Genomic DNA, 25,172 nt, shown 5'->3' with positions numbered 1-25,172 from the left:
TCAGGCTTTCCTCAGGTCCAAAACCCGGCGGAGCTTACCCCCCTCGCTCCTGGGGGCCTCCCCAGGGGCCAGGAGGGTCACCCTCATGCTCACCCCGATGGTGTCCTTGATCTTGTGGGCCACCTTCTCCCTGAGGGCATGCAGGCGGTGGTCCGCCTCAATGACCTCGTCGGAAAGGGCCTTCTTGCCGATCTCCTGGAAGAAGGCCTCGGAAACCTCCACCTTGAGCTCGGCCTCGTCCAAGGTGCCCTCCCGCCGCACCACGATCTGGTAGTAGGGCTCCACCTCGGGGATGCCCAGGAGGACCGCCTCCACCTGGGTGGGGTAGACGTTCACCCCGCGGATGATGAGCATGTCGTCGGTGCGCCCCAGGACGGGCCCCATGCGCACGTGGGTGCGGCCGCAGGAGCAGGGCTCGCGGGTGAGGAAGGTGAGGTCCCCCGTCCAGTAGCGCAGGAGGGGCATGGCCTCCTTGGTGAGGGTGGTGAGGACCAAAACGCCCACCTTCCCTTCGGGCAGGGGCTCGCCCGTTTGTGGGTCCACCACCTCGGGGAGGAAGTGATCCTCCCAGATGTGGCTTCCCTGGCGCTCCTCCACGCACTCGTTGGCCACCCCGGGGCCGATGATCTCCGAAAGGCCATAGATGTTGGTGCTCCGCACCCCAAGCCCCTCGTCCACCTGCTTCCTTATGGCCTCGGTCCAGGGCTCAGCGCCCAAGACGGCGTACTCCAGGGAAAGGGCCTCCGGGGCCACGCCCCGCTTCCGGAACTCCTCCGCCAGGGTCTGGGCGTAGGAAGGGGTGCAGGAGATCACCTCCGGACGGAAGTCCTGGATGAGCATGAGTTGCCGTTCGGTCATGCCCCCGGAGACGGGGACCACCGTCATCCCCAAGGCCTCCGCCCCGGCGTGGAGGCCCAGGCCGCCGGTGAAAAGGCCATAGCCGTAGGCGTTGTGGAGCATGAGCCCGGGCCTGGCCCCCGCCGCCGCCAGGGAGCGGGCCACCACCTCGGCGAAGATCCCGAGGTCCTTTTTGCTGTACCCCACCACCGTGGGCTTGCCCGTGGTGCCGCTACTGGCGTGGATGCGGGCCACCTCCTCCCGGGGCACGGCGAAGAGGCCGAAGGGGTAGTTCTCCCGCAGGTGGTCCTTGCGGGTGAAGGGGAGTTTGGGAAGGTCCTCCAGGGTCCGCACCCCCTTCGGGTCCACCCCCGCCTCGTCCAGAAGCCGCCGGTAGAAGGGCACCCTTTCGTAGACGTAGGCCACCACGGCCCGAAGCCTTTCCTCCTGCAAGGCCCTAAGCTTTTCCCTAGGAAGGGTTTCCAGTTCCGGCTGGTACATCATTCCTGATCACCTCCAAGGCGAAACACCGTTCCCGTAAACAAGGCGATGAGCTTGCCCTGCGAAACCACCTCCACCTGGTAGGTGGCCGTGCGCCGGGAGAGGTTCACCTCCTTGGCCTTGGCCTCCACCCGCACCCCGGCAGGAAGGGGGCGGAAGTAGTCCATGCGGCAGGAGAGGGCCACCGCCGGACCCCGGGAGTTGGAGGCCAGGGCAAAGGCGCTATCCGCCAAGGCGTAAAGGAAGCCCCCGTGGGCGGTGCCGTGGAGGTTCAGGTGGCTCTCCCCCACCGTGCCCGCCACCACCGCCTCCCCCGGGGCCAGGTGCCGCACCTCCAGGCCCAAAGCCGCCATGAAGGGGTCGGGCCTCATCCCTCCTCCACCTCCCGGGAGAGGCCCAGGTAGGCCTCCACCACCTTGGGGTCCTGGCGCAGGGCTTCCGCCGGGCCCTCCAAGACCACCTCCCCCGCCTCCAGAACCAGCCCCCGGTCGGCCAGGGATAGGGCCATCTTGGCGTTTTGCTCCACCAGGAGCAGGGTGGTGCCTTCCCGCTTCAGCTCGCCCAGGATGCGGTAAATCTCCCGCACCATCAGGGGGGCCAGGCCCAAGGAGGGCTCGTCCAGGAGGAGGACCCGGGGCCTGGCCATGAGGGCGCGGCCGATGGCCAGCATCTGCTGCTCCCCCCCGGAGAGGGTACCCGCGGGTTGCCTTCTCCTTTCCAAAAGCCTGGGGAAAAGGGCATAGACCCTCTCCAGATCCGGCCCCAGGTTCTCCCGGCGGCGGAAACGGGTGAAGCCTCCCAGGAGGAGGTTGTCCTCCACGGAAAGCCCGGGGAAAAGGGCCCGGCCCTCCGGCACCAACACCAGACCCCGCTCCAAGAGGGCCTCGGGGCTCCTGGCCCTGAGCTCCTCCCCGTCCATATACACCCGCCCCTCCGCCTGGGCCAGGCCCAGAAGCCCCCGGAGCACGCTGGTCTTCCCCGCCCCATTGGGGCCGATGAGGGTGAGGGCCTCCCCTTCCCTCAGGGAAAAGGCCACCCCCCGGGCCGCCTCGAGGGGCCCGTAGCGCACGGTAAGGCCCTGAACGGCAAGGAGACTCATGCCACCTCCTCCTCGCCCAAGTAGGCCGCCCGCACCAGGGGGTTCCGCTGGACCTCCTTAGGGCTTCCTTCCGCGATCTTCTCCCCGTAGTTCATCACCACCACCCGGTCCGCCAGGCCCATGATGAGGTCCATGTCGTGGTCCACGATCAGGACCGTATAGCCCTCCCTGACCAGGGAACGAAGAAGGGAGGCCAGCTCCCTTTTCTCCTGGGCCCTTAGCCCCGCCGCCGGTTCGTCCAAAAGGAGCACCTCCGCCCCCGAAGCCAAGACCCGGGCGATCTCCAAAAGGCGCTGTTGGCCCACGGCAAGGCGCTCCGCCTTCTCCAGGGCCAAGGACTCCAGCCCCACCCGCTTCAGGGCCCAGTAGGCGGTGGCCAGGGCCCGCTCCTCCTCCTTGCGGGAAAAACCCAAAAGGGCCTGGAGGAAGCCCGCCCGGGTGCGGCTAAAGGTGCCCAAGGCGGCGTTTTCCAGCACCGTGAGCTCCGGGAAAAGGTGGGGGTGTTGGAAGGTGCGGCCCAGGCCCAGGGCGTGGATCCGGTGGGGAGGAAGCCCCGTCACTTCCTTGCCGAAGAGGCGAACCTGGCCGCGGTCGGGAAGGAGGGCCCCGGCCACCAGGTTGAAGATGGTGCTCTTCCCCGCCCCGTTGGGCCCGATCAGGGCCAGGATCTCCCCCCGCTTCAGGGTGAAGGAGACCCCCGCCACCGCCAAAAGCCCCCCGAAGGACTTCTGCAGGCCCCGCACCTCGAGGACCACCTCGCCCCGGGGGCCGTCAGGGCCCCTTAGGGAAAGGGGCTCCGCCTTGGGTAGCCCCAACCCCCGGCTTGGCAGGTACCGTTCCACCACGGGCCAGAGGCCCTTGGGGGCCAGGATAAGGATCAGGGCCAGGATGAGGCCATAGCCGATGGTCTCGTAGTTGCCCTGCCGCCCCAAAAGGAGGGGCAGGAGGTCCTTGAGCCAGTCCTCGAGGCCGGTGAAGAAGGCCGCCCCCAGGATCACCCCCGGGATGCTCCCCACCCCTCCCGCCACGGCCATCACCAGATACTTGATGGAGGCCTCCAGGGAGAAGGGGGTGGGGTTGACGAAGCGCAGGAAGTGGGCGTAAAGAACGCCGGCGAGCCCGGCGATGGCCCCGGAGAGCAAAAAGGCCTTGAGCCTGAGGGCTGCCGGATCCACCCCGAAGCTGGCCGCCGCCAGGGCATCCCCCCTCAGGGCCAAAAGGGCCCGGCCCATGCGGCTATGGCGCAGGTTGTAAAGGCCTAGGATCAGGAGGACCAAAAGGAAAAGGGTGAGGAAGGCGTAGCGAAAGCCCGTGTCCAGGGGAAAACCGAAGAGGCCCATCGGGGGGAGGTCGGTGAGCCCGGTGTGCCCCCCCGTAAGCCCCACCAGGTTCCCCGCCAGGATGTACAGAGCCACCTGCCAGGCGATGGTGGAAAGGGGCAGGAAGTGCCCCTTGAGCCTGACCGTGAGGGCTCCCAGGACCAGGGCCAGGACTAGGGCGAGGAAAACCCCCACCAAAAGCCCCACCCAGGGGGAAAGCCCCAGGCGCACCGTGAGCAGGGCGGTGGCGTAGGCCCCCATGCCCATAAAGGCCGCCTGGGCGAAGCTGGTCATGCCCGCCAGGCCCGTGAGCACATAAAGGGAAAGGGCCACCATGGCGGCGAGGGCGAAAAAGTTCAGCAGGGTGAGGTAGTAGGGAAAGGGGGAAAGGGCCAGAGGCACCAGGAGCAACAAAAACCAAAGGTAGCGCATCACTCCTCCACCGTCCGCGCCCGGAGGCTCTGGTAGAAGAGAGCGGGCACCAAAAGCAAGAAGACCAAGGCCTCCTTGTAAGCGCTGGCGTAGAAGCTGGTGAAGCTCTCAAAGAAGCCCACCAGAAGCGCCCCCAGGAAGGCCGCCGGGTAACTGGCAAGCCCCCCCAGGATGGCCGCCACGAAGCCCTTAAGCCCCAGCATGAACCCCATGAAGTAGGCGGCGTTGATGAGGGGGGCCAAGAGAAGACCAGAAAAGGCCGCCAAGAGGCTGGCGATCCCAAACGCCACCATCCCCGCCTCCTCCGGACGGATCCCCGAGAGCCTGGCCCCAAGCCGGTTCTCCGCCGCGGCCAACAGGGCCTTGCCGAAGAGGGAAAAGCGGAAAAAGAGGTAGAGGGCCGCCAGGCTCAGGGCGGCGAAGAAGAGGACCAAGACCCCCTGCCAGGAAAGGCCCACCGCCACCTCCCCCGCAAGGAGAGGGGCGGGACGGAACTGCTCGGGGCCGAAGAAGACCAGGCCCAGACCCTGGTAGGCCACGTGGAGGCCCACGGCCATGATGAGGAGGGCAAGCACCGTGGCCCCCCGCATGGGCTGGAAGAAGACCCGGTAGGTGGCCACCCCCAGGTAGACCACGAGGAGCACCGCCGCCAGGTAGGCCAGGGGAGGCACCCCTTTGGCGAGAAGGAAGAGGAGGAAAAGCCCCACCCCCCCCAGGAGGGGCAGCAGGGCCCCCGGCCCCGGGCCATCAGGGCCCAGACCCCTCCGAGGGCCAGGGCCAGCCACAGGGTGCCGGGGAGCCTCCCCTCCAAGAGCCACACCAGGGAGAGGGGAGCGAACATGAGCAGCTCCCCGATGGGCACCAGGATCACCCGGGTGACCGCGAAGACCAAGACCAGGGAGAGGGCCAGAAGGCCGTAGACCACCCCGTTCTGCAACCCGTCCAACAGTAAGAAGCTGAGGATGGTGGCGTCCATGGCTTAGCGGAAGATGCGCTCCAGCTTCCAGCGGCCTCCCTCGATCCGCACCATCACCGCCGCATCCTCAAAGCGCAGGCCCAGGTGGTCCTCCTTGGTGAAGGTGAAGACCCCGTGGGTGGCCACCAGGTTCCGGGTGGCCTCCATCTCGTCCCTGAGGGCGGCGCGGAAGGCGGCCAGGTCCTTGGCGGGATCGGCCCGCTTGAGGGCCCGCTCCAGGGCCGGCTTCAGGATGAGCCAGGCATCCCAGGCGTGGGCCCCGAAGGTGGAGTAGCTGCCGATGCCGTACTTGGCCTCGTAACGCTGGATGTAGTCCAGGGCCACCCGCTTGCTGGGGAAGGTGCCGGGGAGCTGCTCCGCCACCAAAATAGGCCCCGCGGGCAGCAGGGTGCCCTCCACGTCCTTCCCCCCCACCCGCAGGAAGTCCGGGTTGGCCACCCCGTGGGTCTGGTAGATGAGGCCCGGGTAGCCCCGCTCCTTCAGGGTGCGCTGGGGCAGGACCGCCGGGGTGCCGCTCGCCCCCACCAGGACGGCATCGGGCCTGCGGGCGATGATGCGCAGGGCCTGGCCGGTCACCGAGGTGTCCGTGCGGGCGTAGCGCTCGCTCACCACCACCTGCAGGCCCTTGGCCTTGGCCTCGGCCTCAAAGAAGCGGGCCCAGCCCTCCCCGTAGGCGTCGTTGAAGCCGATGTACCCCACCGTCTTCACCCCGCGGGCCACCATGTCCGCCACGATGGCCCGGGCCATGAGCTCCTCCGTCTGGGGGGTCTTGAAGACCCAGAAGCGCTGGGCGTCCACGGGGTGGATGATGTCCTTGCTGGCCGCCAGGGAGATCATGGGCACCTTGGCCTCGGCCACCACGGGGATCATGCCCAAGGAGGCCGGGGTGGTGGTGGTGCCGATCACCGCCACCACCCCCTCCTCCACCAGGCGGCGGGTGTTCCGCACCGCCTGGGTGGTATCCGAGGCGTCATCCAGGATCACGAACTGCACCTTCCGCCCGGCCACGCCGCCCGCGCGGTCCAGCATCTCCTGGAGCATGAGGAAGGTGTTCCGCTCGGGAATCCCCAAGGAGGCGGCAGGACCGGTGGCGGAGACCACCACGCCCACCTTCAGGGCCTCCTGGGCCAAAGCCGAAAGGGCCAACACCAACAGGGCCACCAACCAGCGTTTCATGTGCTCCCTCCTTCGCTTTCCCACCGGGAAGGACCCGGATTGGGTCTAACTAACGACCGTTTGCCTTCCAGTTTAACCAGGGACAAGTGTCCCGTCAAGCTATGGCCCGCGCATGGGGGTTGCCGCAACAGCCAGGGGTAGAGGGCAGACTTGACCGTTATACCGCATAGAGCCCCAGGAACCTGAGGGCGGAGAGGGGATGGAAGGAGAAGGTCTCCAGGGCCGCCTTCTTCTTCCGCACCCCCCTGCGGTACAGCAGGGACACCAGAAAGGCCCGGAGGACCGCCAAGACTTGCGCCCCCACGCCCCGCACCTGGCAGGCGTCCTCAAGGTAGCTTCGCTGACCATGGAGGAGGACGTCCCGTACCCAAAAGGACCGGTTCTCCACCTCCCACCGGGAAAGGAGAAGCTCCCCAAGCCGCCTCGCGTCCGCCTCCTCGGCTCCCAAGCTGGTGAGGGCGTAGCTCGCCGCGCGCCGTACCTCCCCCGTCCCCTTGTGCACCACCTCCCGCTCCACCCGCACCACCTGTCGGCACCCGGGAAAGGCCAAGAGCGCATCCGGCAGATAAGGGGAAGCCCAGACCCGGTAGGTCCACACCTCCCCGTCCCGCACCACCTCCCAAGCTGACTCCGTCTCCCCGGGAAGCCGCCTTTCCTCCATCCCCTTGAATACCTCCAGAGCCCACTCCAGCAGTTCCCCCTGGTTGGCCTTCAGGACGAAGAGGTATGCCCCCCTTTTTCCACCACCTTCCCCGCCACCTCCGGGTACAGGTACCCCGCGTCCCCCACCACTACCTTCCCTTTGAGCCCCTCCGCCCCCAGGCGGTCCAGGAGCTCCAGAAGCGCTTGGTCCTCCCTCCCCTCCACCCGGGCCTGGGCCAGGGTGGTCTTGAGGTGCAGGGCCAGGACCTCCACGAGCCTGACCTGGGGGCTCTTCCCCTTGCCGCTTCCCCGGAGGTGCTTCCCGTCCACCACCAGGACCCCTCCCAGGTCCACCTCGGGGAAGACCTGGAGGAGGGCCTCCTGGAGCTTCTTTGGGTCCAGACGGTGAAGGAGGAGGGTGAGGATGGTGTGGCCCGGGGGGTTGCGCAGGCCCAGGTGGGGCAAGAGGTGAGGGTTGGCCCGGGCGAAACGTTCCACGCCGCGCAGGGAGTCCACGCGGGCGAGAAAGGCCACCAAGATGAGGGCCAACAAGCCCCACAAGGGATACCGCCGGTTGCGGGCCCTGGGGTCGGGGACTTGGGACAAGGCCTCGCGTAGGGTCATGCCCCCTCTTTACCCCAAGGCCGCATATCGGTCAAGTCTGAGCCGCGAGGCCACATACCCCGGCCACAAGGCCGCCAGCAGGCCAACCCCCATGGCGTAACCCAGGGTGAGGAGGACCTCCTTCACCCCCAGCCTGCCATAGAGCACCTCCGGCAGGCCGAACTCCCGGTACTGCTCCAGGATCCACTGGGGCAAGGGAAGACGGAAACCATCGGCCAGCTCCAGTTGCAGGATGAGCCCCGCCCCCAACCCCACCAAGGCCGCCACCCCCACCAGGAGGAGGCTCTCCCAGAAGACCAGGGCGATAAGCCGCCTCCCCGTGAGGCCCAAGGCGACCAAAAGCCCGAACTCCCGGACCCTTTCCACCAAGGAGAGGTAGAGGGCGTTGAGCAGGATGAGCCCACCCAAGAGGAAGAAAAAGCCCACGTAGATGCCCATCACCGTGTCGTAGAGGGGGAAGATGGCGGCGTAGGTGGGGTTGGCCTCCAGCCAGGTCTCGGCCTCGAGGCCCTGAAGGTGGGGCCCTAAGGCCGCCTTGAGCTCCTCCAGGGGCTTTAGTTGGTAAAGCCCGAGGCCCGGAAGCCGCACCTCCAGCCGGGTTACCCGGCCCGGGGCCAGGAGGGCCTGGGCATCGGCCAGGGGGACGAGGAGGGTACGGGCCTCGAGGTGGGTTTCCGGCAGGTCCAAAAGCCCCACCACCCGGAAGGCATACACCCCAAGGCCCAGGCTCCCAGGAGCGTAGGCCACCACCTCGTCCCCTAACCCCACCTTGAGGGCCTTGGCCAAGGCCTCCCCCAAAAGGGCCTCCCCCGCCGCCTCCGGCAGGCGGCCTGCCCTAAGGAAGCTCTCCTGCCGGGCCAGGCCCAAGGCCTCCAGCCCCGTTAAGACCACCGCCCGGCTCCGCTCGTGCGCGATGAGAAGGGCCCCGCCCTCCAAGACGCCCTCCACCTTGGCCCCAGGGGGCAAAGGGAGCTCCGGCGGGACGAAGGCCAGGCTCTCCAGGTCCTCCTTCCCCTTGTACCCCTCCACCCGCACCACCAGGTGCCCGGTGCGCTCCAGGAGAAGCTGGAAGAAGGCGTCAAAGGCCCCCGCGTAAACCGAGAGGAAGAGCAGGGAGAGGAAGACCACCAGGGCCACCACCCCCCCCGTGACCAGGCTCCGCCCCGGGGTCCTGAGCAGGTTTCTCCAGGCCAGCCTCAGCACCCTAACACCCCCTTTCCAGATAAAGGGGGTTGAAGCACCGCTCGGGTACGGGCCCCACCTGCACCTCCAGAACCCGCAAAAGGCTACGGTACCCAGGGTTCTGCAGGTCCCTAAGCTCCATCTCCCGGGGGAGGTAGGCCCCGTCCAGACGCTGGTAGGCGGAAAGCTTAAGCTCCCGCACCGCCTGGTTCCGCTGGTCGTGGTAGAGGATGCGCTCCACCAAACCCTCCCTCAGGTACACCTCCACCTTGCCGTAAGGGGTGGGCGCTCCGGGCCTCGGGGTGAGCACCAAAACCCCCTGGACCTCCGCCACCTGGAAAAGCGCCTCTAAGTCCCGGCCCATCAGGTCCTGGTAGGTGAGGTCCGAACCCAAGAACCGCTCCCCCCGGCCCGTGGGGGGCAGGCGCAGGGTCCGCCCCAGGCGGGGGTCATAAAGGTAAAGGTCCTCCCCCAGGGAAAGGAACGCCTGGCCCGCCTCGCTCCTGGGCTCCAGGACCCGGAGGTGGGCCCGGTGGCCGTCGGTGTAAACCCTAAGCCGGTAGGTGCGCACCGAGCTGGGCCGTTCCACCCGAAGCTCGTACACCCCCTGGTGGGCCGGCCCCCGCAGGCGGTCCAGGGCCAGCTTCAGCTTCTCCGAAGGGCTTTGCGCCAGGGCCAGGGCGGCAAAGACCAGGAGGGCAAAGGCCATCCTTCCCATATCACTCCCCCTTCACGTACCGGGAGGGGTCCAGGCGCAGGACCAGCCTTCCCGGAAAGAGCAGGGCCAAGAGGGCGGAAAGCCCCACCAGGAGGCTGGCGTAAAGGGCGTAGACGGGCCTTATGGAGGTGTAGAGGTGCTCGGAAAGGCCCGCCTCGGGCAAAAGCTCCACGGAAAGGCGCATGAGGGGGCCAAAGACGTCGTGGGTGGAGGTGTACCCAAGGAGGGCGTAGCCCAAGAGGAGCCCGGCCAAAAGGCCCAAGCCGCTGGCCAGGGCCGCCTCGAGGGCCACCTGCCCCGCCAACCGGGCCGGGCTAAGGCCCAAACTTTCCGCCACGGCAAACTCCCTGAGCCTTTCCCGCACGCTCACGTAGGTGGTGCTCACCACCGCCACCGCGGCCAAAAGCATGAAAAGGCCCAACAAGGGGACGTAAAAGAGGCGGCTTCCCTCGTAGTCGGCCCGGATGGGGCCCATGAGCTCCCAAACCCCCTTGGCGCGAAACCCCTCCGGCAAAACCTGGTTCAGGGCCTTCGCCACCCCCTCCTCCCGCCCCCGGGGCACCCTCAGGGCCAGGTGGGTGGCCCCCACACCCCCTCCCGCCAACCGCCTGGCGTCCTCCAGGTGCACGTAAACCCCGCCGAAATCCACGTTCCCCACGCCCGCCCGCACCAGGCCCACTACCTGGAGGCCCAAAGCCTCCTTCCCCGTCTCCACCACCAGCCTCTCCCCCACCCGCACGTCCAGCCGCTCCGCCAGGCGGTAACCCAGGACCACCTCCCCCGGCCCCTGAAGCCACCGCCCCTCCCCCACCTTGGAGGGCACCCGGGAAAGGGCCTTTTCCCCTTCGGGGTCCACCCCCAGGACCACGCCCCCCTGCATCCGGTAGGGGGAGCGGAAGAGGGCGTAGAGGGAGAGCCTGGGCGTGGCCGCCTGGACCAAGGGGTGGGCCAGGGGGGGCAAGGAGGGGAAGCCGTTTTCCGGGTCGGGGTCCTCCCACCAGGCCTCCCGGGCCACCACCACCGGGGCCTCCACGTACTGGGCGTAGGCCTCCACCAGGCTTTCGCCGTAGCCGTCCAGGAAGCCGAACATGAAGAGCACGGCCACGGTCACGTAGACCACCACCAGGGAAAGCAGGGCCGTGCGCCGCCTCTGCCGGAGCACGTTGCGCCAGGCCAGCCTAAGAAGGCTCATGCCTCCTCCGCAAACCTCTCCAGAAGCTTGGGAAGCTCCCGCTCAAAGAAGGCGTACAGATCCCGCATCTCCTTAAGCCTTCTGCCCTTGGCCTCTCCCACCAGGGCCAGGCCCTTTTCCGCCTGCTCCCGGTAAAGGGCAAGGGCCCGGGCCTTTTCCAGAAGAAGCCGCCGCCAAGCCCCCGGGCGCACGGTATACCGGTCGGCGCGCTCCCCGGGACGACGCAGGCGCTCCACCAGCTGCAACCGGGCAAGAAGGTTCAGGGCAGGGCTCAGGGCCCCCTTGCTGGCGGAAAGAACCTCGCTGATCTCCCTGGCGCTGGCCTCCGGGGGATCGGCCACCAGGAGGTAGGCCAGAACCCGGCCCGCCATCCGGGGCAAGCCCGCGGACTCAAAAAGGAGGGCGGTCTCCTCTACCCAGTGCTTCAGGGCGGGGTCCACGGGACCACGATAAGCCGATCGGAAAGTTCTGTCAAATCAGAACACTGGGCATGAAAAGGGGGCGGGGTTGGCTGGGGACCTTACGTGCTTTTATTCACGATGTTACCTGCTTGTGCCCACAATCTCCCCATTGCCAGCCAACACCCACCCCCGCCTCAAAGCTCCGCCAGGTCCACCCGCTCCAAGACCGGCAAGGCCCTAAGGGCCTCCAAGACCTCCGGGCTCGGCTTCTGGTCCACGGTGAGCACAAAAAGGGCCCGCCCCCCGGGCACGTCCCGGCCCAGCTGCATCCCGGCGATGTTCACCCCGGCCTCCCCCAGAAGGGTGCCCACCTGGCCCACCACCCCGGGGCGGTCGTAGTTCACGCAGACCAGCATGTACCCCTCGGGCAAGACCTCCAGGGCGTAATCGTCAATCCCCACCAGCCGGGGCCTGCCCCCCATCACCACCCCCCGGGCCCGGCGCGCCTCCTGGTCCGTGGAGAGGCGCACCTCCAAAAGCCTGGTGTACTCCCCCGCCTGCTCCTCCTTGCGGGTGACGAGGCGGATGCCCCGGTCCTTCAAAAGGGGTTTGGCGGAGACCAGGTTCACCATCCCCTCCCCCAGCACCCGGGAGAGAAGGCCCTTGGCCACGGCGCTGGCCACGGGCTCCGGGTCCTTCTCAAACTGGCCCAGGAAGCTCACCTCCAAAACCTCCGGCCGGCCCCGGGTGATCTGGGCGAGGAGCTTCCCCAAGGCCTCCCCCAGGGGGAGGAAACCCCTTAGGGCCTCGAGGGCCTCGGGGTCAAAGCCGGTGTTCAGGGCGTAGGAGAGGTCCCCCTCCAGGGTCCTCACCACCCGCTCCAAGACCGCCTCCCCCACCCGCTCCTGGGCCTCCACCGTGTTCGCCCCCAGATGGGCGGTGAGGACCACCTTGGGGTGCTGCAAGAGGGGGTGGTCCCTGGGCGGGGGCTCCTCGGCGAACACGTCCAAACCGGCGGCGAAGAGGTGGCCCTCCTCCAGAACCTCAAGGAGGGCCCGCTCGTCCACGATCCCCCCCGGGCGGCGTTCACCACCACCGCCCCCCGGGGCAGAAGGTAGAGCTCCCGCCGGCCGATCATCCCCCGGGTTTCCTCGGTGAGGGGGGCGTGGATGGTGAGGAAGTGGCTTTGCCGAAGCATGTCGGAAAGGTCCCCCAGAAGCTCCACCCCCAGGCTCTCCGCCCGGGTGCGGGGGATGTAGGGGTCGTAGGCCAGGACCCGCATCTCAAACCCCTTGGCGAAGCGGGCCACCTGCCCCCCGATCCGCCCCAGGCCCACGATGCCCAGGGTCTTGCCCTTAAGCTCCAAGCCCAGGAACTTCCGGTCCCACTCCCCCGCGCGGATCTTGCGGTCGGAAAGGGCGATGCCCCGGGCGGCCGCCAGGAGGAGGCCAAAGGCCAGCTCCGCCGCCGAGCGGGTGTTGGCCTCGGGGACGTTCACCACCAGGATGCCCAGGCGGCTCGCCGCCTCGAGGTCCACGTTGTCCACCCCCACCCCGCCCCGGCCCACCACCTTGAGCCGCTTGCCCCGCCGGAGGAGCTCCGCGTCCACCTGCGTCCGGCTCCGGGTGATGAGGGCATCGTAGGCGGGGATGACCTCCAAAAGCTCCTCCCGCCCGATCCCCGGCCGGTAGTCCAAAAGCACCCCGGGATACTTCACGTCCCCAAGCCGCATGTCGTCCGACACCAAGACGCGCCACATATACCCCAGACCCTAGCAAAACTCGCCCTCCAGGACAACTGGACGGCTACACTACACCGCACCCCTGTGGTATCCTGGGCCGGACCGAAAGGAGGCCCTATGAAGGTAGCCTTAGTCACGGACTCCACCGCCGACCTACCCAGGCCCCTACGGGAGCGCCTGAGGATCCGGACGGTACCCCTTTACGTGAACCTGGGAGGGAAGGTGTACCGGGACTGGGAGGAGATCACCCCCGAGGAGATCTTCCAAAAGGTGCGCCAGGGGAAGGCCTTCCCCACCACCAGCCAGCCCTCCCCGGAGGACTTCCTGAAGGCCTACCAGGCCGCTTTGGAGGAGGCGGACCACGTCCTCTCCATCCACATCTCCAGCAAACTCTCGGGCACGGTGCAATCGGCGGAGCTGGCGGCGCAAAGCTTCCCCGGGCGCATCACGGTCTTTGACAGCCAGGCGGCCTCCTTGGGCATTGGCATGATGGCCCTAAGGGCTCACGAACTCCTCGCCCAGGGGCAAGGGCTTGAGGAGGTGCTCAAGGAGCTTGGGCGCATCCGCCAGGACCACTTCGTGCGCTTCAGCGTGGCCACCCTGGAGTTCCTAAGGCGGGGCGGGCGCATCGGCGGGGCCCAGGCCCTTTTGGGAACCCTTCTTGGCATCAAGCCCATCCTCACCCTCAAGGAGGGCCGGGTGGAGGCGGCGGGCCGGGCGCGGGGGGAAAGGAAGGCCCGGGAGGAGATCCTCAAGGACTTCCAGGCCTCGGCCCGGGGCCGGGGGCGGATCCGGGCCTTCTTCCTCTATAGCGCCGAGGAGGAGGCCGTGAGGGAACTGAAGGCCATGGTGTTGGCCTCCGGTCTTCCGGTGGAGGAGGCCTTGGTGAGCGAACTGGGGGCGGTGATCGCCAGCCACACCGGCCCCGGTACCTACGGCTTCTATGCCTACAGCCTCTAAGGTGGCCTTCCTGGCCGATTCCACCCTGGGGCTCTCCCCGGAAGCGGGCCTCAGGCACGGGATCCACGTGGTGCCCCAACAGGTGGTCTGGGGGGAAAAGGCCTACCGCGACCTGGTGGAGATAACCCCGGAGGAGGTCCTGTCCCTCCTGAAGCGGGGGGAACGCCTCACCACCAGCCAGGTGGCCCCCGAGGACCTGCGGGCGGCCTACGAGAGGCTTCTTGGCTCCCACGAGCGGGTGCTCTCCGTGCACGTATCCGGCCAGCTCTCGGGCACCGTGGCCACCGCCAAGGCCGTGGCCCGGGAGTTCGGGAATAGGGTCCAGGTGCTGGACTCCTGGTCCCTGAACGGGGGGCTTTGGCTGGTCCTGGAGGAGGCCAGGCGGCTCCTTCGCCAAGGGGTCGCTTGGGAGCGCCTGGAGGAGGCGGTGGCCCCTTACCGGGAAAGGGTGCGGGGCTACGTGCTCCCCCAAACCCTCACCTACCTGCACCGCTCCGGGCGCATCTCCGGTCTGCAGAACCTGGTGGGAAGCGTCCTGCGCATCCTCCCCGTCTTGGAGGTGAAGGGGGGCAGGGTGCTTCCCGGACCCCGGGTGCGGGGCTTCGCCGAGGGGCTGCGAAAGGTGGCCTGGCTCTTCCGCCGGGATTTCCCGGAAGGGGCCCTGGTCCACCTGGCCCATGCGGGGAACCCGGAAGGGGCCGCGGCCCTGGGGGAGCAGGTGCGGGCGGAAGGGGTAGAGGTCCGCGCCACCCTACCGGCCGGGGCGGCGGTGAGCGTCCACGCCGGGCCGGGCACCGTGGCCCTCTTCGCCGGGCCCAGGAGGTGAGGGATGCGGGCGGTGGTGCAACGGGTTTCCGAGGCCTTTGTGGAGGTGGAGGGCGAGGAGGTCGGAAGGATCGGTCTGGGGCTTCTGGTCCTCCTGGGGGTGGGGCAGGCGGACACGCCGGAGGACGCCCTTTACCTGGCCCGCAAGATCGTCAACCTGCGCATCTTCCAGGACGATGCCGGCAAGATGAACCTCTCCCTGAAGGAGGTGGGGGGGGAGGTGCTCTTGGTGAGCCAGTTCACCCTCTATGCCGACACCCGCAAGGGCAACCGCCCCTCCTTCGTCAAGGCCGCCCCTCCCGACGTGGGCCGCAGGCTCTACGAGGCGGCCCTCGAGGCCTTTTTGGCGCAGAGGGTACACGTGGAAACCGGGGTCTACGGGGCCCATATGCGGGTGCACCTGGTGAACGACGGCCCCGTGACCCTGGTCCTGGACTCGGAGGAGCGGCTTAAGCCCCGCTGAGGCAACCAAAAGGACGCGGCCTGGCCTCGGCCCTCATGGTCCTCATGGTCCAAAGGGCTACCATGGGCTACTCCCCGGAAGAGGAGCGCCTATGCGGAACACCCAACCCCAACGAGTCGAACCCAAGGACTGGATCCCCCTCATCAAGCCCTACGCCAAACCCAGCGTGCCCCGGAGCCTGCGCCAGATAGCCGACACGCTTCTGCCCCTCCTTCTTCTCTTCTACCTGGCCCACAAGGCCCTTTCCGTTTCCCTGGCCCTGACCCTCCTTCTGGACCTGGCGGCCGCCCTTTTCCTGGTACGCCTTTTCATCCTGCAGCACGACGCCGGCCACGGTTCCTTCTTTCCCAAAAAGTGGGCCAACGACCTCCTGGGCTTTTTCACCGGGGTTCTGACCCTGGTCCCCTACCACCACTGGCAGCTTTCCCACGCCCGCCACCACGCCACCAGCGGCAACCTGGACAAGCGGGGGGTGGGGGACATCTACACCATGACCCTGGAGGAGTACCTAAAGGCCAGCCCCTGGGAGAGGCTCAAGTACCGCCTCTACCGCAATCCCTTCGTGATGTTCCTCCTGGGGCCCATCTACGTCTTCATGCTGTCTTACCGCCTTCCCCTGGGCTACGGCTCGGACAAGCCTTCCGTGCGCAACTCCGTGGCCCTAACGAACCTCTTCCTGGCCCTTTTGCTGGCCGGGATCGTGGCCTTCTTTGGGGTCAAGACCCTCCTTCTGGTCTACCTGCCCATCCAGTATCTAGCGGGCATGATCGGCATCTTCCTCTTCTACGTGCAGCACCAGTTTGAGGATGTGTACTGGGAGCACGACCCCCGTTGGGAGTACCTGAGGGCGGCCATGGAGGGGAGCACCTACCTGAAGCTCCCCAAGGTGCTCCAATGGCTCACGGGGAACATCGGCTTCCACCACATCCACCACCTGGCCCCCAAGATCCCCAACTACCTCCTGCCCAAGGTGCAGGAGGAGGTGGATCTGGTGAAGGTGGCCCCCACGGTCACCCTGAAGGATGCCCTCAAGATCGCCTTCGCCGACATGCACCTCTACGACGAGGAAAGCCGGAAGCTGGTGGGCTTTAAGGAGGCCCACCAGCGCCTACGGCAAAGCCAAGGCCAGAAGGCCTACTGAAAACCCGGGCACCTCCTTAGGCCCAGGGGAGCTCCGCAGAGCTCCCCTTTAAGTTACCCAAGGCCCAGGTGCTCCCGTATCCGAAGGTTCAAAGCCTCTAGAAGGTCCTGGGGAAGCTCCCCCAAGCGCGCCTTGACCCTTCTCCGGTGGATGTGACGGATAAGTTGGACCTGGGCTTTGCTGTCCCGGTCCCTCGTCTCAGCTCCACGTGGTCTCGGCTAAGGTTTCCTCCAGGCCGGAGTCCAGCAGAGGATCCTGGAGAAAATCCGCATCACGGGCTAAGGCGCGGTACCCTTGGGCCAGCTCCAGTTCCCTTAGGCGCCTAAGGGCCAAGGCGAACACCTCGCTTCTCGTAAGTCCCAGGCGGCTGCGTGTTTCCTCCACGTACTGCGCCAGGGTAGGGTCCAGGCTTATGGTATAGCGCACATGGGCTTTCACACCTTAAATCCTACCCCATGTACGCCTAGTGCCGGAAGTGGCGTACCCCGGTGAAGACCATGGCCAGGCCCAGCTCGTCCGCCGCCCGGATGGAGTCCTCGTCCCGCACGCTTCCCCCGGGCTGGATGATGGCGCTCACGCCAAACTCCCCCGCCAGGCGCACCACGTCGTCAAAGGGGAAGAAGGCGTCCGAGGCCAAAACCGCCCCCTTGGCCTTCTCCTTGGCGGTCTTGAGGGCGTGCTTGGCGGCGGCGTAGCGGTTGGTCTGCCCCACCCCGATGCCCAGGGTCTGCCCACCCTTGGCCACCACGATGGCGTTGGAGCGCACGTGCTTCACCACCTTCCAGGCGAAGAGGAGGTCCGCCCACTCCCCCTCGCTGGGGGCCTTTTGCGTGACCACCTTGGGCACCACGGGGTCCTCAGTGTCGGCGTCTTGGAGGAGGACCCCGCCCCGGAGGCGGCGGAGGTCCAGGTAGGGGCCTTGGGCAAGGAAAGGCACCCGGAGAAGCCGCAGGTTCTTCTTGCGGGCAAAGACCGCCAAGGCCTCCTCGTTAAACTCCGGGGCCAGGACCACCTCCAGGAAGACCTCCCGCATGGCCTCCGCCGTGGAGCCGTCCACTGGGCGGTTAAAGGCCACGATACCCCCGAAGATGGAAACCGGGTCCGCCTCGTAGGCCTTTTGGTAGGCCTCCAAGGGGTTTTGCCCGAGGGCCACGCCGCAGGGGTTTTGGTGCTTGATGGCCACGCAGGCGGGCTCCTCAAACTCGGAGACCAGGTTCCAGGCGGCCTCGGCGTCCAGGTAGTTGTTGAAGCTCATGGCCTTGCCCTGGAGGACCTCCGCCTCCAGCACGGGGCCCCCTTCCCCTTCCACCCGGTAAAGGGCCGCCTCCTGGTGGGGGTTTTCCCCGTAGCGCAAGGGGCTTTCCCGCCTGAGGACCAAGAACTTCTCGGGCGGGAACTTCTCCCCGGCCAGCCACTCGGCGATGGCGGCATCGTAGGCCGCGGTGTGGGCGAAGGCCTTGCGGGCAAGCTCCCGGCGGAACTCCGGGCTTGGGCCCTCCTTCAGGGCCTCGAGGACCCGGGGATAGTCCTCGGGATCGCACACGGGAAGCACCGCCAGGTGGTTTTTGGCCGCCGCCCGCAGCATGGCGGGCCCCCCGATGTCAATCTGCTCCAGGGCCTCCGCGAAGGAGGCCCCCCGGGCCACGGTCTCCCGGAAGGGGTAGAGGTTCACCGCCAAGACCGCTATCCGCTCAAAGCCCAAGGCCCTGAGCTCCTCCTCCTGGTCGGGCCGGGCGAGAAGCCCCGCGTGCACCTTGGGGTGGAGGGTCTTCACCCGGCCCTCGAGGACCTCAGGGAACCCCGTGAAATCCGAGATGTAGGTCACGGGAAGCCCCGCCTCCGCCAAGGTCCTGTAGGTCCCCCCGGTGGCCAAAAGCTGGAAGCCAAGGCGCAGAAGCCCCTCAGCAAAGGGCACAAGCCCCCTTTTGTCGGAAACGGAAAGCAGCGCCCACATAAGGGGCATTCTACGGGCTAGACTAAGGGGGATGGGCATCTACGAGGCCATCAAGGAAACCATCAAGGAGGCCATGAAGGCCCGGGACCAGAAGACCCTGGACTTCGCCCGGGTGGTGAAGGCGGAGCTGGACCGCAAGGGGGACGGCAAGCCCCTGCCCGACCTCGAGGCGGTCAAGGTGCTAAAGGCCCTGCGGGAGATCGCCCTGGAGCAGGGCAACACGTTTGAGGTGGAGTTCCTGGACCGCTTCCTGCCAAAGGAGATGAGCGAGGAGGAGATTGAGGCCTGGATCCGGGAAAACATAGACTTCTCCCAGTTCAAAACCCCCTTGGCGGCCATCGGCGTGGTCACCAAGGCCCTGGGCCCCAGGGCCCCCGGGGAAAAGGTCCGCCGGGTGATTGAGCGGCTTGCGCCATGAGCCCCTGGCAAAGGATCCAGCTGGAGGAGATCCTCACCGAGCCCGTGAGGCTGGTTCGGGAGCGGGTGCGCACCCACACCGGCAAGGAACTCACCTACATCTACCGCCCGGGTCCGGTGGCCGCCAGCTTCGTCCTGCCCGTGACCCCAAGGGCCACCGCCCTCCTCATCCGGCAGTACCGCCACCCCACGGGAAAGTTCCTCCTGGAGATCCCCGCCGGCAAGGTGGACCCCGGGGAAACCCCCTTGGAGGCCGCCCGGCGGGAGCTCTTGGAGGAGGTGGGGGCCGAGGCCAAGCGGTTTCTCCCCCTCCCCGTCTTCCACCCCCAGCCCTCCTTCACCGCGGTGGTCTTCCATCCCTTCCTGGCCCTTCAGGCGGAGGTGGTGGCCAGGCCGGCCCTGGAGGATGGGGAGCTTCTGGAAACCGTGGAACTACCCCTTCGGGACATCTACCGCCTCCTAGAGGCCGGGGAGATCCAGGACGCCTCCACCGCCCTCACCCTCTTCTACGCCCGCCCCCACCTGGAAGCCGAAGGGCTCCTGTAAAAAGCCAAGCCCAAACCGCATAAAATGCGTCTGGGAAGGGGGCCGGGGCCCTGGTAGACTGGCCCCGTATGAAACCCAGCATCCACACCCCGCTTCCCGGTCCCAAAGCCAAAGCCCTTTTGGAAAAGGGGCAGGCCGTCCTCTCCCCCTCCTACATCCGCCCTTACCCCTTCGTCCCCGCCCGGGGGCAGGGGGTGTTCCTGGAGGACGTGGACGGGAACGTCTTCCTGGACTTCATGGCCGGCATCGCGGTGAACACCACCGGCTACGCCCACCCCAAGGTGCTGGAAGCGGTGAAGGCCCAGGCGGAGCGCTTCGCCCACGTGTGCTTCTCCGACTTCACCCACGAGCCCACCCTTTCCCTGGCGGAAAGGTTGGCGGCGAGGCTGGGCGGGGGCTTCCGGGTCTTTTTCGGCAACTCGGGCACCGAGGGGATAGAGGCCGCCATCAAGCTGGTGCGCCACCACACGGGCAGGCCTTACCTCCTGGCCTTCACCGGGGCCTTCCACGGCAGAAGCCTAGGAGCCCTTTCCCTCACCGCCAGCAAGAGCGCTTACCGCAAGGGCTTCTCCCCCCTCCTTCCCGGGGTGGTGCACGTGCCCTTCCCCAACCCCTTCCGCCCGCCCCTGGGAGCCAGGCCGCAAGAGGCGGGGAAAGCCGTGCTGGAGTACCTGGAGCACCTCTTCCGCACCGTGGTGCCCCCGGAGGAGGTGGCCGCCTTCTTCCTGGAGCCCATCCAAGGGGAAGGGGGGTACCTGGTGCCCCCGCCCGGCTTCATCCCCCAGCTCAAGGCCCTTCTGGAGCGGTACGGCATCCTCCTGGTGGCGGATGAGGTGCAGACGGGGGCCGGTCGCACGGGGTGCTTCTTCGCCCTGGAGCACGAGGGGGTGCGGGCGGACGTCTACGTCCTGGCCAAGGGGCTGGCCTCCGGCTACCCCTTGAGCGCCCTCCTCTTCCGGGAGGAGCTCGGCAGCTGGCGCCCCGGGGCCCACGGCACCACCTTTGGCGGGCAGGCGGTTTCCGCGGCCGCGGCCCACGCCACCTTGGACCTATTGGAAGGGGGGCTTATGGAAAACGCCGCCCAGGTGGGGGCCTTCCTCCTTGAGGAGCTTCAGGGGATGCAGGCCCGCTACCCCTTCCTTGGGGACGTGCGGGGAAGGGGCCTGATGATCGGCCTGGACTTCGGCACCCCCGAGGAGGAACGGCCCGACCTCCGGGACAAGGCGGTGGAGCTCGCCTTCCAAAAGGGCCTCCTCCTCCTCCCCGCGGGGCCCTCCGCCCTGCGCATCGCCCCGCCCCTCATCCTGAGCCGGGAGGAGGCGGCGATGGGCTTGGAGATCCTCGAGGCCGTGTTCCGTGAGCTCTAGAAGAGGGGAGGGCCGGGTAGCCCCCAGCCCTCCCCCCTTTTCCCTTTACTTCGGCTCCCCCGGCCAGTCCCCCACCACCCCCGGGGCGGCCCACTCCATGCTGAGGAGCTCCTGCAAGCTGGCCTTCTTCCCCGCCGGGATGCGCACCACCCCCTTGCGGTCCCGGATGGGTCCGGTGAAGGGGTCAAAGGTGGGGTTGGGGCTCTGCATGTCCTTCAGAAGGGCCATGATGCGGTCGTAGACGCTCACCTTCTTCCCGTCCACCGTCATCTGGGCCTTCTGCAAAAGGGGCACGTGCTTGGGGTTGATGGGCACCCCGTAGTCCGCCCCCATCTCCACCGCCTTATGCTGCAAGAGCCAGAAGTAGTCCACGTTCTGCAGGTTCTTGGCGGTGTACACCCCCTCCTTCACCTTCTTCAAGAAATCGGTGTAGATCACGTCCCAATGGACGATCTGCCCCGAGACCACGTGGTCGGGGGCGAACTTCAGCATGGGGGTGTAGTGGCCGAAGGAGTACGCCCCCTTCTTGGCCGCGGTCTGGATCACCGTGGGGGTGTCCTCGGTGAAGGCGAAGACGTCCGCCCCCTGGGCCAACAGGGCCTCCGTGGCCTCCCGGGCCTTGGCCGGGTCGTACCAGGCGTTGATCCAGCGCACCAGCACCTGGGCCTTAGGGTTCACCGCCCGCACCCCCAGGGTGAAGGCGTTGATGTGCCGCTTCACCTCGGGGATGGGGAAGGCGGCCACGTAGCCCACCTTGCCCGTCTTGGAAAGGGCTCCGGCGGCCAGGCCGTTCAGATAGTAGACCTGGTAGAAGTCCGCCATGTAGGTGGCCACGTTGGGGGCCCGCTTGATGCCGGTGGCGTGGGCGAAGAGGACGTTCGGGTACTTCTTGGCCGCCTCGAGGACCGCCTCCATGTACCCGAAGCTGGTGGCGAAGATCACCTGGCAACCCTCCTTCACGAAGCGGTCAATGACCGGCAGGGCCTGGGCCTCGGGCACGCTCTCCACGTACCGGGTCTCCAGCCAGGGCAAGGCGGCCTCCGCCTTCTTCCGCCCCTGGTCGTGGGCGTAGGTCCAGCCCGCATCCCCAATGGGCCCCACGTAGATGAAACAGGCCTTGAGCTTTGCCTCCTGCCCTAGGGCTAACCCCAGGGCCAGCGCCAGCAGTACCAGTAGCCTCCTCATTCCCTCACCTCCCCCGCTCAAAGGGCACGCCCAGGGCCTTGGGGGCCCGGGCGCGGCCCGAGAGGGCCAGGACCAGGATAACCAGAAGGTAGGGCATGGCGGCAAAGGCCTCGGACGGTATAGGTACACTGCCCTGCAAGCGGAACTGCAGGAAGAAAAGGAGACCAAAGAGATAGGCACCGAAAACCGCCCTAAGGGGCTGCCAAGCGGCCAAGATGACCAAGGCGATGGCCACCCAACCCAGGCCCGAGGTCATGCCGTCCGTCCAGGAGGGGCGGTACGCCAAGGAGAGGTAGGCCCCGGCAAGCCCGATGAGCCCCCCTCCCAGGCCCAAGGCCCCATAGCGCACCCCGTCCACGTTCACCCCGAAAAGGTCCGCCGCCCTTGGGTTTTCCCCCACGCTGCGCAGGTAAAGGCCAAAGCGGGTGCGGAGGAGGAGATGGTGCAAAAGCAAAGCCAGCGCCAGGGCCACCAGGGCCAGGCCTTCCTCGGGCAGAGGGTGGGCCAAGGGCACCCCCTCGTACCGCTTCCCCAAAAGCCCCGAGGCCCCAAGGCCCAAGGCCGCCACCGCCAGCCCCGCCACAAACTGGTTGGTCCGCAGGAAAACCGCAAAGACCCCCAGGGAAAGCCCCAGGAACCCCCCCACCCCCATCCCGGCCACCACCCCCAGGAGGGGACCCGCCTCCTGGGCCACGGCAAAGGCCGCCAGGGCGGAAAGGGCCATCATCCCCTCCACCCCCAGGTTCACGACCCCACTTCGCTCCGAAAGCAACGCCCCCAGGGCGGCCAGGAGGATGGGGGTTCCAAAGAGGACCGCGCGCACCAAAGCCTCTTCCATCAGCGCCTCCAGACCAGGCGGTGGCGGCTTGCGGCCTCCGCCCCCACGAGGGCGAGGAGCAAAAGCCCCGCCACCACGTCCACCACGCGAAAGGGCATGGAGAGGGAAAGCTTCAGGGCATCCCCCCCAGCCAGGATGAGGCCCAGCAGGGGGGCGGTGAGGAGGACCAAGAGGGGCTTGCCCCGGGCCAGCCAGGCGGCCAGGATGGCGGTGAAGCCGTAGCCCAAGGAGATTTGCGCGGGCTCCAGAAGCCTAAGGTGGATCCCCGCCACCTCCCCCACCCCGGTGAAGCCGGCCAGGGTGCCGGAAAGGAGCGCCGCCAGGAGGAGGAGCCTCCCCGCCCTCAGGCCCAGGTAACGGGCGGCCTGGGGGTTCTCCCCCAGCACCCGCCACTCCAAGCCCAAGGGGGTGCGGAAAAGGAGGAGGTGCAAAGCCGCCGCCGCCAGGACCCCCAGGAGCAGGGTGGGCCAGTGCACCAGGGTATCCCCGAGCCGGGGAAGCTGGGCCTCTTGGGGAAAGCGGTCGGTGTAGAGGAAGCCGAACACGAGCTGGCCCTTCCAGGGCCCCGCCACCAGGTAGACCACCAGGTAGTAGGCCAGGTAGTTCTGCATGAGGGTGGTGAGGATCTCACTGGCCCCGAAGCGTACCCTAAGCCAGGCGGCCAACCCTGCCCAAAGGGCACCCAAACCGCCCCCAAGGAGGAACATCAGGGCCAGGGTCCAAGGCCCTGGGGGAAGGAAAAGCGCCCCGTAGGTGGCTCCCACCGCCCCCATGAGGAGCTGCCCTTCCGCCCCGATGTTGAAAAAGCCCACACGGAAGGCCAAAACAAGCCCCGAGCCGATGAGGAGAAGGGGGATGGTGCGCCGGGCCACCTCCGCCAGGCCCAAGGCGTCCCCCAAGGGGGAGAACATGAGGGCGTAGGCCCTAAAGGGGGAGACCCCATAGGCCCAGAAGAGGACCCCCAAGGCCACGAGGGCCAGGAGCAGGAAGAAGACGTAGGCCAAGGCCACCTTGCCCGGGCTCGGGCTTGGGTCCAGCTCCCACCTCATGCCCGCCCCTCCGTCATCATCCGCCCCAGGCGCTCCCGGTCCACCGCCTCCCGGGGCACGGGCCCCACCAGGCGCCCGTGGTACAGGGCGGCCACCCGGTGGGAAAGGGCCAGGATCTCGTCCAGGTCCTCGCTCACCAGGAGGACCGCCGCCCCCTGGCGCACCAGGTCCAGGATGCGCCCGTGGACCTCCTCCGCCGCCCCCACGTCCACCCCATGGGTGGGGTGCATGGCCAAAAGGAGCTTGGGGCCTCCCCTGAGCTCCCGGGCCAGGATCACCTTCTGCACGTTGCCCCCGGAAAGGAAGCGCACCGGGGTGCGGGGCGAGGGGGTTTTGATGCCGTACTGGGCGATGATCCCTTCGGCGTCCCGCTCCATGCGGCGGTAGTCCAAGAGGCCGCCTTGGGCATAAGACCGGTAGGTGCGCAGGGCCAGGTTCTCCGCCACGCTCATCCCCCCCACCACCCCCATGGCCCGCTCCTCGGGGATGTGGGCGATGCCCAGGGAGAAAAGGCGGGCGGGGTCCTGGGGAAGGGGCTTGCCCAGGAAGCGGACCTCGCCCCGGTGGGGCCTAAGGCCCGCCAGGGCCTCGAGGAGCTCCGTCTGGCCGCTTCCCGCCACCCCCGCCACCCCCAGCACCTCCCCGGAGCGCAGGGTAAAGGAAACCCCCTGCAAGGGGAAGCCGTGCCGGGGCACCAGGAGGTCCAGCACCTCCAAGACCACCTCCTCCCCCGCAGGGGGTGCCTTGGGCGGCGGGGCCACGCTCCGCCCCACCATGAGCCGCACCAAAAGCTCCTTGTCCGCCTCCTCCCGGGGCACCTCCCCCACCTTTTTCCCCTCCCGCAGGACCACGATGCGGTCGGCGATGGCCAGGACCTCCTCCAGCTTGTGGCTGATGAAGATCACCGCCATGCCCATCCCCTTGAGGCGGCGCACCTCTTGGAAAAGGCCCTCGGCCTCCTGGGGGGTGAGGACGCTGGTGGGCTCGTCCAGGATGAGGACCTTGGGCCGGTTGAGAAGGGCCCGCAAAAGCTCCACCCTCTGCTTTTCCCCCGCGGAAAGCCGCCCTACAGGGGCCTCCAGGTCCACGCCGAGGGGGTGGTCCCGAAGAAGCTCCCGCAACCGCCGCACCAAGGCCCGCCGGGAGAAGAAGGCGGGCAGGTCCAGCCCCAGGGCCAGGTTCTCCGCCACGCTGTGGGCCTCAATGAGCTCCGGGTGCTGGGGGACCAGGGCGATGCCCAGGCGCTGGGCGGCCCTGGGCGAGGGGATGCGCACCTCCTTGCCCTCCAGGAGAATCCGCCCCTCGTCGGGGGCATAAAGGCCATAGAGGATGCTCACCAAGGTGGTCTTCCCCGCCCCGTTCTCCCCTAGAAGGGCGAGCACCTCCCCCCGGGCCACCTCGAGGCTCACCCGGTGGTTGGCCACCACGGGACCAAAGCGCTTGGTGATGTTCTCCAGTTTCAGCATGGGCCGGGCCACAAGGGCCGGCCTTGAGGATACCACGCCCATGCCCGCGCAAGCTTCCCAACCAGCAAGCCATGCCCCTGCCAGCGCTCAAGGATGGGACATGAAGCCAGGCCCCCAGTCC

21 protein-coding genes and 5 pseudogenes are annotated in these 25,172 nt (G+C 67.7%); 7 read left to right on the top strand and 19 right to left on the bottom strand.

Features of this window, described 5'->3' with window-relative positions; genetic code table 11:
• The 12 genes and pseudogenes from BS74_RS05120 to serA form a co-directional block, all read right to left on the bottom strand.
• Positions 1-1,338 carry a phenylacetate--CoA ligase family protein gene (locus BS74_RS05120; RefSeq protein ID WP_038056651.1) on the bottom strand — a complete coding sequence of 446 codons (1,338 nt, stop codon included), beginning with the start codon at positions 1,336-1,338 and terminating at the stop codon, positions 1-3.
• A pseudogene (paaI, locus tag BS74_RS05115) lies at positions 1,307-1,709 on the bottom strand (hydroxyphenylacetyl-CoA thioesterase PaaI). The gene BS74_RS05120 and the pseudogene paaI overlap by 32 nt, the downstream one beginning before the upstream one ends.
• Entirely contained in the window at positions 1,706-2,437 is a 732-nt protein-coding gene (locus BS74_RS05110) for an ABC transporter ATP-binding protein (RefSeq protein WP_038056649.1), read from the bottom strand. The pseudogene paaI and the gene BS74_RS05110 overlap by 4 nt, the downstream one beginning before the upstream one ends.
• The gene (locus BS74_RS05105; RefSeq protein WP_038056648.1) at positions 2,434-4,188 is read right to left on the bottom strand and encodes a branched-chain amino acid ABC transporter ATP-binding protein/permease; all 1,755 of its coding nucleotides are present in this window, start codon (positions 4,186-4,188) and stop codon (positions 2,434-2,436) included. Before BS74_RS05105 ends, BS74_RS05110 begins: the two co-directional genes overlap by 4 nt.
• Positions 4,188-5,164 (bottom strand): annotated as a pseudogene (locus BS74_RS05100) (branched-chain amino acid ABC transporter permease). Before BS74_RS05100 ends, BS74_RS05105 begins: the two are co-directional and overlap by 1 nt.
• Before the next feature lie 3 nt (positions 5,165-5,167).
• Positions 5,168-6,340, bottom strand: a complete 1,173-nt coding sequence (locus BS74_RS05095) for an ABC transporter substrate-binding protein (protein WP_038056643.1) — start codon at positions 6,338-6,340, stop codon at positions 5,168-5,170.
• A 157-nt stretch (positions 6,341-6,497) separates the two neighbouring features.
• Positions 6,498-7,606, bottom strand: a pseudogene (locus BS74_RS13200) (ISAs1 family transposase).
• A gap of 9 nt (positions 7,607-7,615) precedes the next feature.
• Entirely contained in the window at positions 7,616-8,809 is a 1,194-nt protein-coding gene (locus BS74_RS05080) for an ABC transporter permease (RefSeq protein ID WP_038056641.1), read from the bottom strand.
• A gap of 1 nt (position 8,810) precedes the next feature.
• Positions 8,811-9,506 carry an outer membrane lipoprotein-sorting protein gene (locus tag BS74_RS05075; protein ID WP_038056639.1) on the bottom strand — a complete coding sequence of 232 codons (696 nt, stop codon included), beginning with the start codon at positions 9,504-9,506 and terminating at the stop codon, positions 8,811-8,813.
• Between the two features lies 1 nt (position 9,507).
• Positions 9,508-10,698 carry an ABC transporter permease gene (locus BS74_RS05070; RefSeq protein WP_038056637.1) on the bottom strand — a complete coding sequence of 397 codons (1,191 nt, stop codon included), beginning with the start codon at positions 10,696-10,698 and terminating at the stop codon, positions 9,508-9,510.
• Entirely contained in the window at positions 10,695-11,138 is a 444-nt protein-coding gene (locus tag BS74_RS05065; RefSeq protein ID WP_038056635.1) for a GbsR/MarR family transcriptional regulator, read from the bottom strand. Before BS74_RS05065 ends, BS74_RS05070 begins: the two co-directional genes overlap by 4 nt.
• Positions 11,139-11,293: 155 nt before the next feature.
• Positions 11,294-12,858 (bottom strand): annotated as a pseudogene (gene serA, locus BS74_RS05060) (phosphoglycerate dehydrogenase).
• 99 nt (positions 12,859-12,957) lie between these two features.
• Here serA and BS74_RS05055 point away from each other — a divergent pair.
• The 4 genes from BS74_RS05055 (at position 12,958) to BS74_RS05040 (ending at position 16,229) form a co-directional block, all read left to right on the top strand.
• The gene (locus BS74_RS05055; RefSeq protein ID WP_038056633.1) at positions 12,958-13,800 is read left to right on the top strand and encodes a DegV family protein; all 843 of its coding nucleotides are present in this window, start codon (positions 12,958-12,960) and stop codon (positions 13,798-13,800) included.
• Positions 13,784-14,626 carry a DegV family protein gene (locus tag BS74_RS05050; RefSeq protein WP_038056631.1) on the top strand — a complete coding sequence of 281 codons (843 nt, stop codon included), beginning with the start codon at positions 13,784-13,786 and terminating at the stop codon, positions 14,624-14,626. The genes BS74_RS05055 and BS74_RS05050 overlap by 17 nt, the downstream gene beginning before the upstream one ends.
• A gap of 3 nt (positions 14,627-14,629) precedes the next feature.
• Positions 14,630-15,088 (top strand): D-aminoacyl-tRNA deacylase, encoded by a 459-nt coding sequence (gene dtd / locus BS74_RS05045; protein ID WP_038056629.1) that lies wholly within the window; start codon positions 14,630-14,632, stop codon positions 15,086-15,088.
• 91 nt (positions 15,089-15,179) lie between these two features.
• Positions 15,180-16,229 carry a fatty acid desaturase gene (locus BS74_RS05040; RefSeq protein WP_038056627.1) on the top strand — a complete coding sequence of 350 codons (1,050 nt, stop codon included), beginning with the start codon at positions 15,180-15,182 and terminating at the stop codon, positions 16,227-16,229.
• A gap of 53 nt (positions 16,230-16,282) precedes the next feature.
• Here BS74_RS05040 and BS74_RS11645 read toward each other — a convergent pair.
• The 3 genes and pseudogenes from BS74_RS11645 to purH form a co-directional block, all read right to left on the bottom strand.
• Positions 16,283-16,414: pseudogene (locus BS74_RS11645) on the bottom strand (type II toxin-antitoxin system PemK/MazF family toxin); the annotation flags it as partial.
• Positions 16,415-16,427: 13 nt separating this feature from the next.
• Positions 16,428-16,667, bottom strand: a complete 240-nt coding sequence (locus BS74_RS05035) for a hypothetical protein (protein ID WP_038056625.1) — start codon at positions 16,665-16,667, stop codon at positions 16,428-16,430.
• A 25-nt stretch (positions 16,668-16,692) separates the two neighbouring features.
• Complete coding sequence (purH, locus tag BS74_RS05030) at positions 16,693-18,183, bottom strand: bifunctional phosphoribosylaminoimidazolecarboxamide formyltransferase/IMP cyclohydrolase (protein ID WP_038056623.1); 1,491 nt, start codon at positions 18,181-18,183, stop codon at positions 16,693-16,695.
• 31 nt (positions 18,184-18,214) lie between these two features.
• Here purH and BS74_RS05025 point away from each other — a divergent pair, with 31 nt between their 5' ends.
• From BS74_RS05025 to BS74_RS05015, 3 genes are all read left to right on the top strand, one after another.
• Positions 18,215-18,601 carry a GatB/YqeY domain-containing protein gene (locus tag BS74_RS05025; protein WP_038056622.1) on the top strand — a complete coding sequence of 129 codons (387 nt, stop codon included), beginning with the start codon at positions 18,215-18,217 and terminating at the stop codon, positions 18,599-18,601.
• Positions 18,598-19,146: an NUDIX hydrolase gene (locus tag BS74_RS05020; protein WP_038056620.1), complete on the top strand. Its 549-nt coding sequence runs from the start codon at positions 18,598-18,600 to the stop codon at positions 19,144-19,146. The genes BS74_RS05025 and BS74_RS05020 overlap by 4 nt, the downstream gene beginning before the upstream one ends.
• A 68-nt stretch (positions 19,147-19,214) precedes the next feature.
• A complete protein-coding gene (locus tag BS74_RS05015; RefSeq protein ID WP_038056618.1) occupies positions 19,215-20,513 on the top strand; it encodes an acetyl ornithine aminotransferase family protein in 1,299 nt (432 codons plus the stop codon).
• A gap of 45 nt (positions 20,514-20,558) precedes the next feature.
• On the opposite strand, the gene BS74_RS05010 is transcribed toward BS74_RS05015, so the two are convergent.
• The 4 genes from BS74_RS05010 to BS74_RS04995 are packed head-to-tail and all read right to left on the bottom strand — an operon-like array spanning position 20,559 to position 25,051.
• Complete coding sequence (locus BS74_RS05010; protein WP_038056616.1) at positions 20,559-21,698, bottom strand: BMP family ABC transporter substrate-binding protein; 1,140 nt, start codon at positions 21,696-21,698, stop codon at positions 20,559-20,561.
• A gap of 4 nt (positions 21,699-21,702) precedes the next feature.
• Positions 21,703-22,536 carry an ABC transporter permease gene (locus tag BS74_RS05005; protein WP_038056615.1) on the bottom strand — a complete coding sequence of 278 codons (834 nt, stop codon included), beginning with the start codon at positions 22,534-22,536 and terminating at the stop codon, positions 21,703-21,705.
• Entirely contained in the window at positions 22,536-23,585 is a 1,050-nt protein-coding gene (locus tag BS74_RS05000; RefSeq protein WP_038056613.1) for an ABC transporter permease, read from the bottom strand. Before BS74_RS05000 ends, BS74_RS05005 begins: the two co-directional genes overlap by 1 nt.
• Positions 23,582-25,051, bottom strand: coding sequence for an ABC transporter ATP-binding protein (locus BS74_RS04995; RefSeq protein ID WP_038058870.1), 1,470 nt, complete (start codon positions 25,049-25,051; stop codon positions 23,582-23,584). The genes BS74_RS05000 and BS74_RS04995 overlap by 4 nt, the downstream gene beginning before the upstream one ends.
• Between the last annotated feature and the right edge of the window lie 121 nt (positions 25,052-25,172).

The sequence above is a fragment of the Thermus amyloliquefaciens genome, assembly GCF_000744885.1.
Classification (GTDB): domain Bacteria; phylum Deinococcota; class Deinococci; order Deinococcales; family Thermaceae; genus Thermus; species Thermus amyloliquefaciens.
This window is presented reverse-complemented; position numbering and strand designations above follow the sequence as displayed.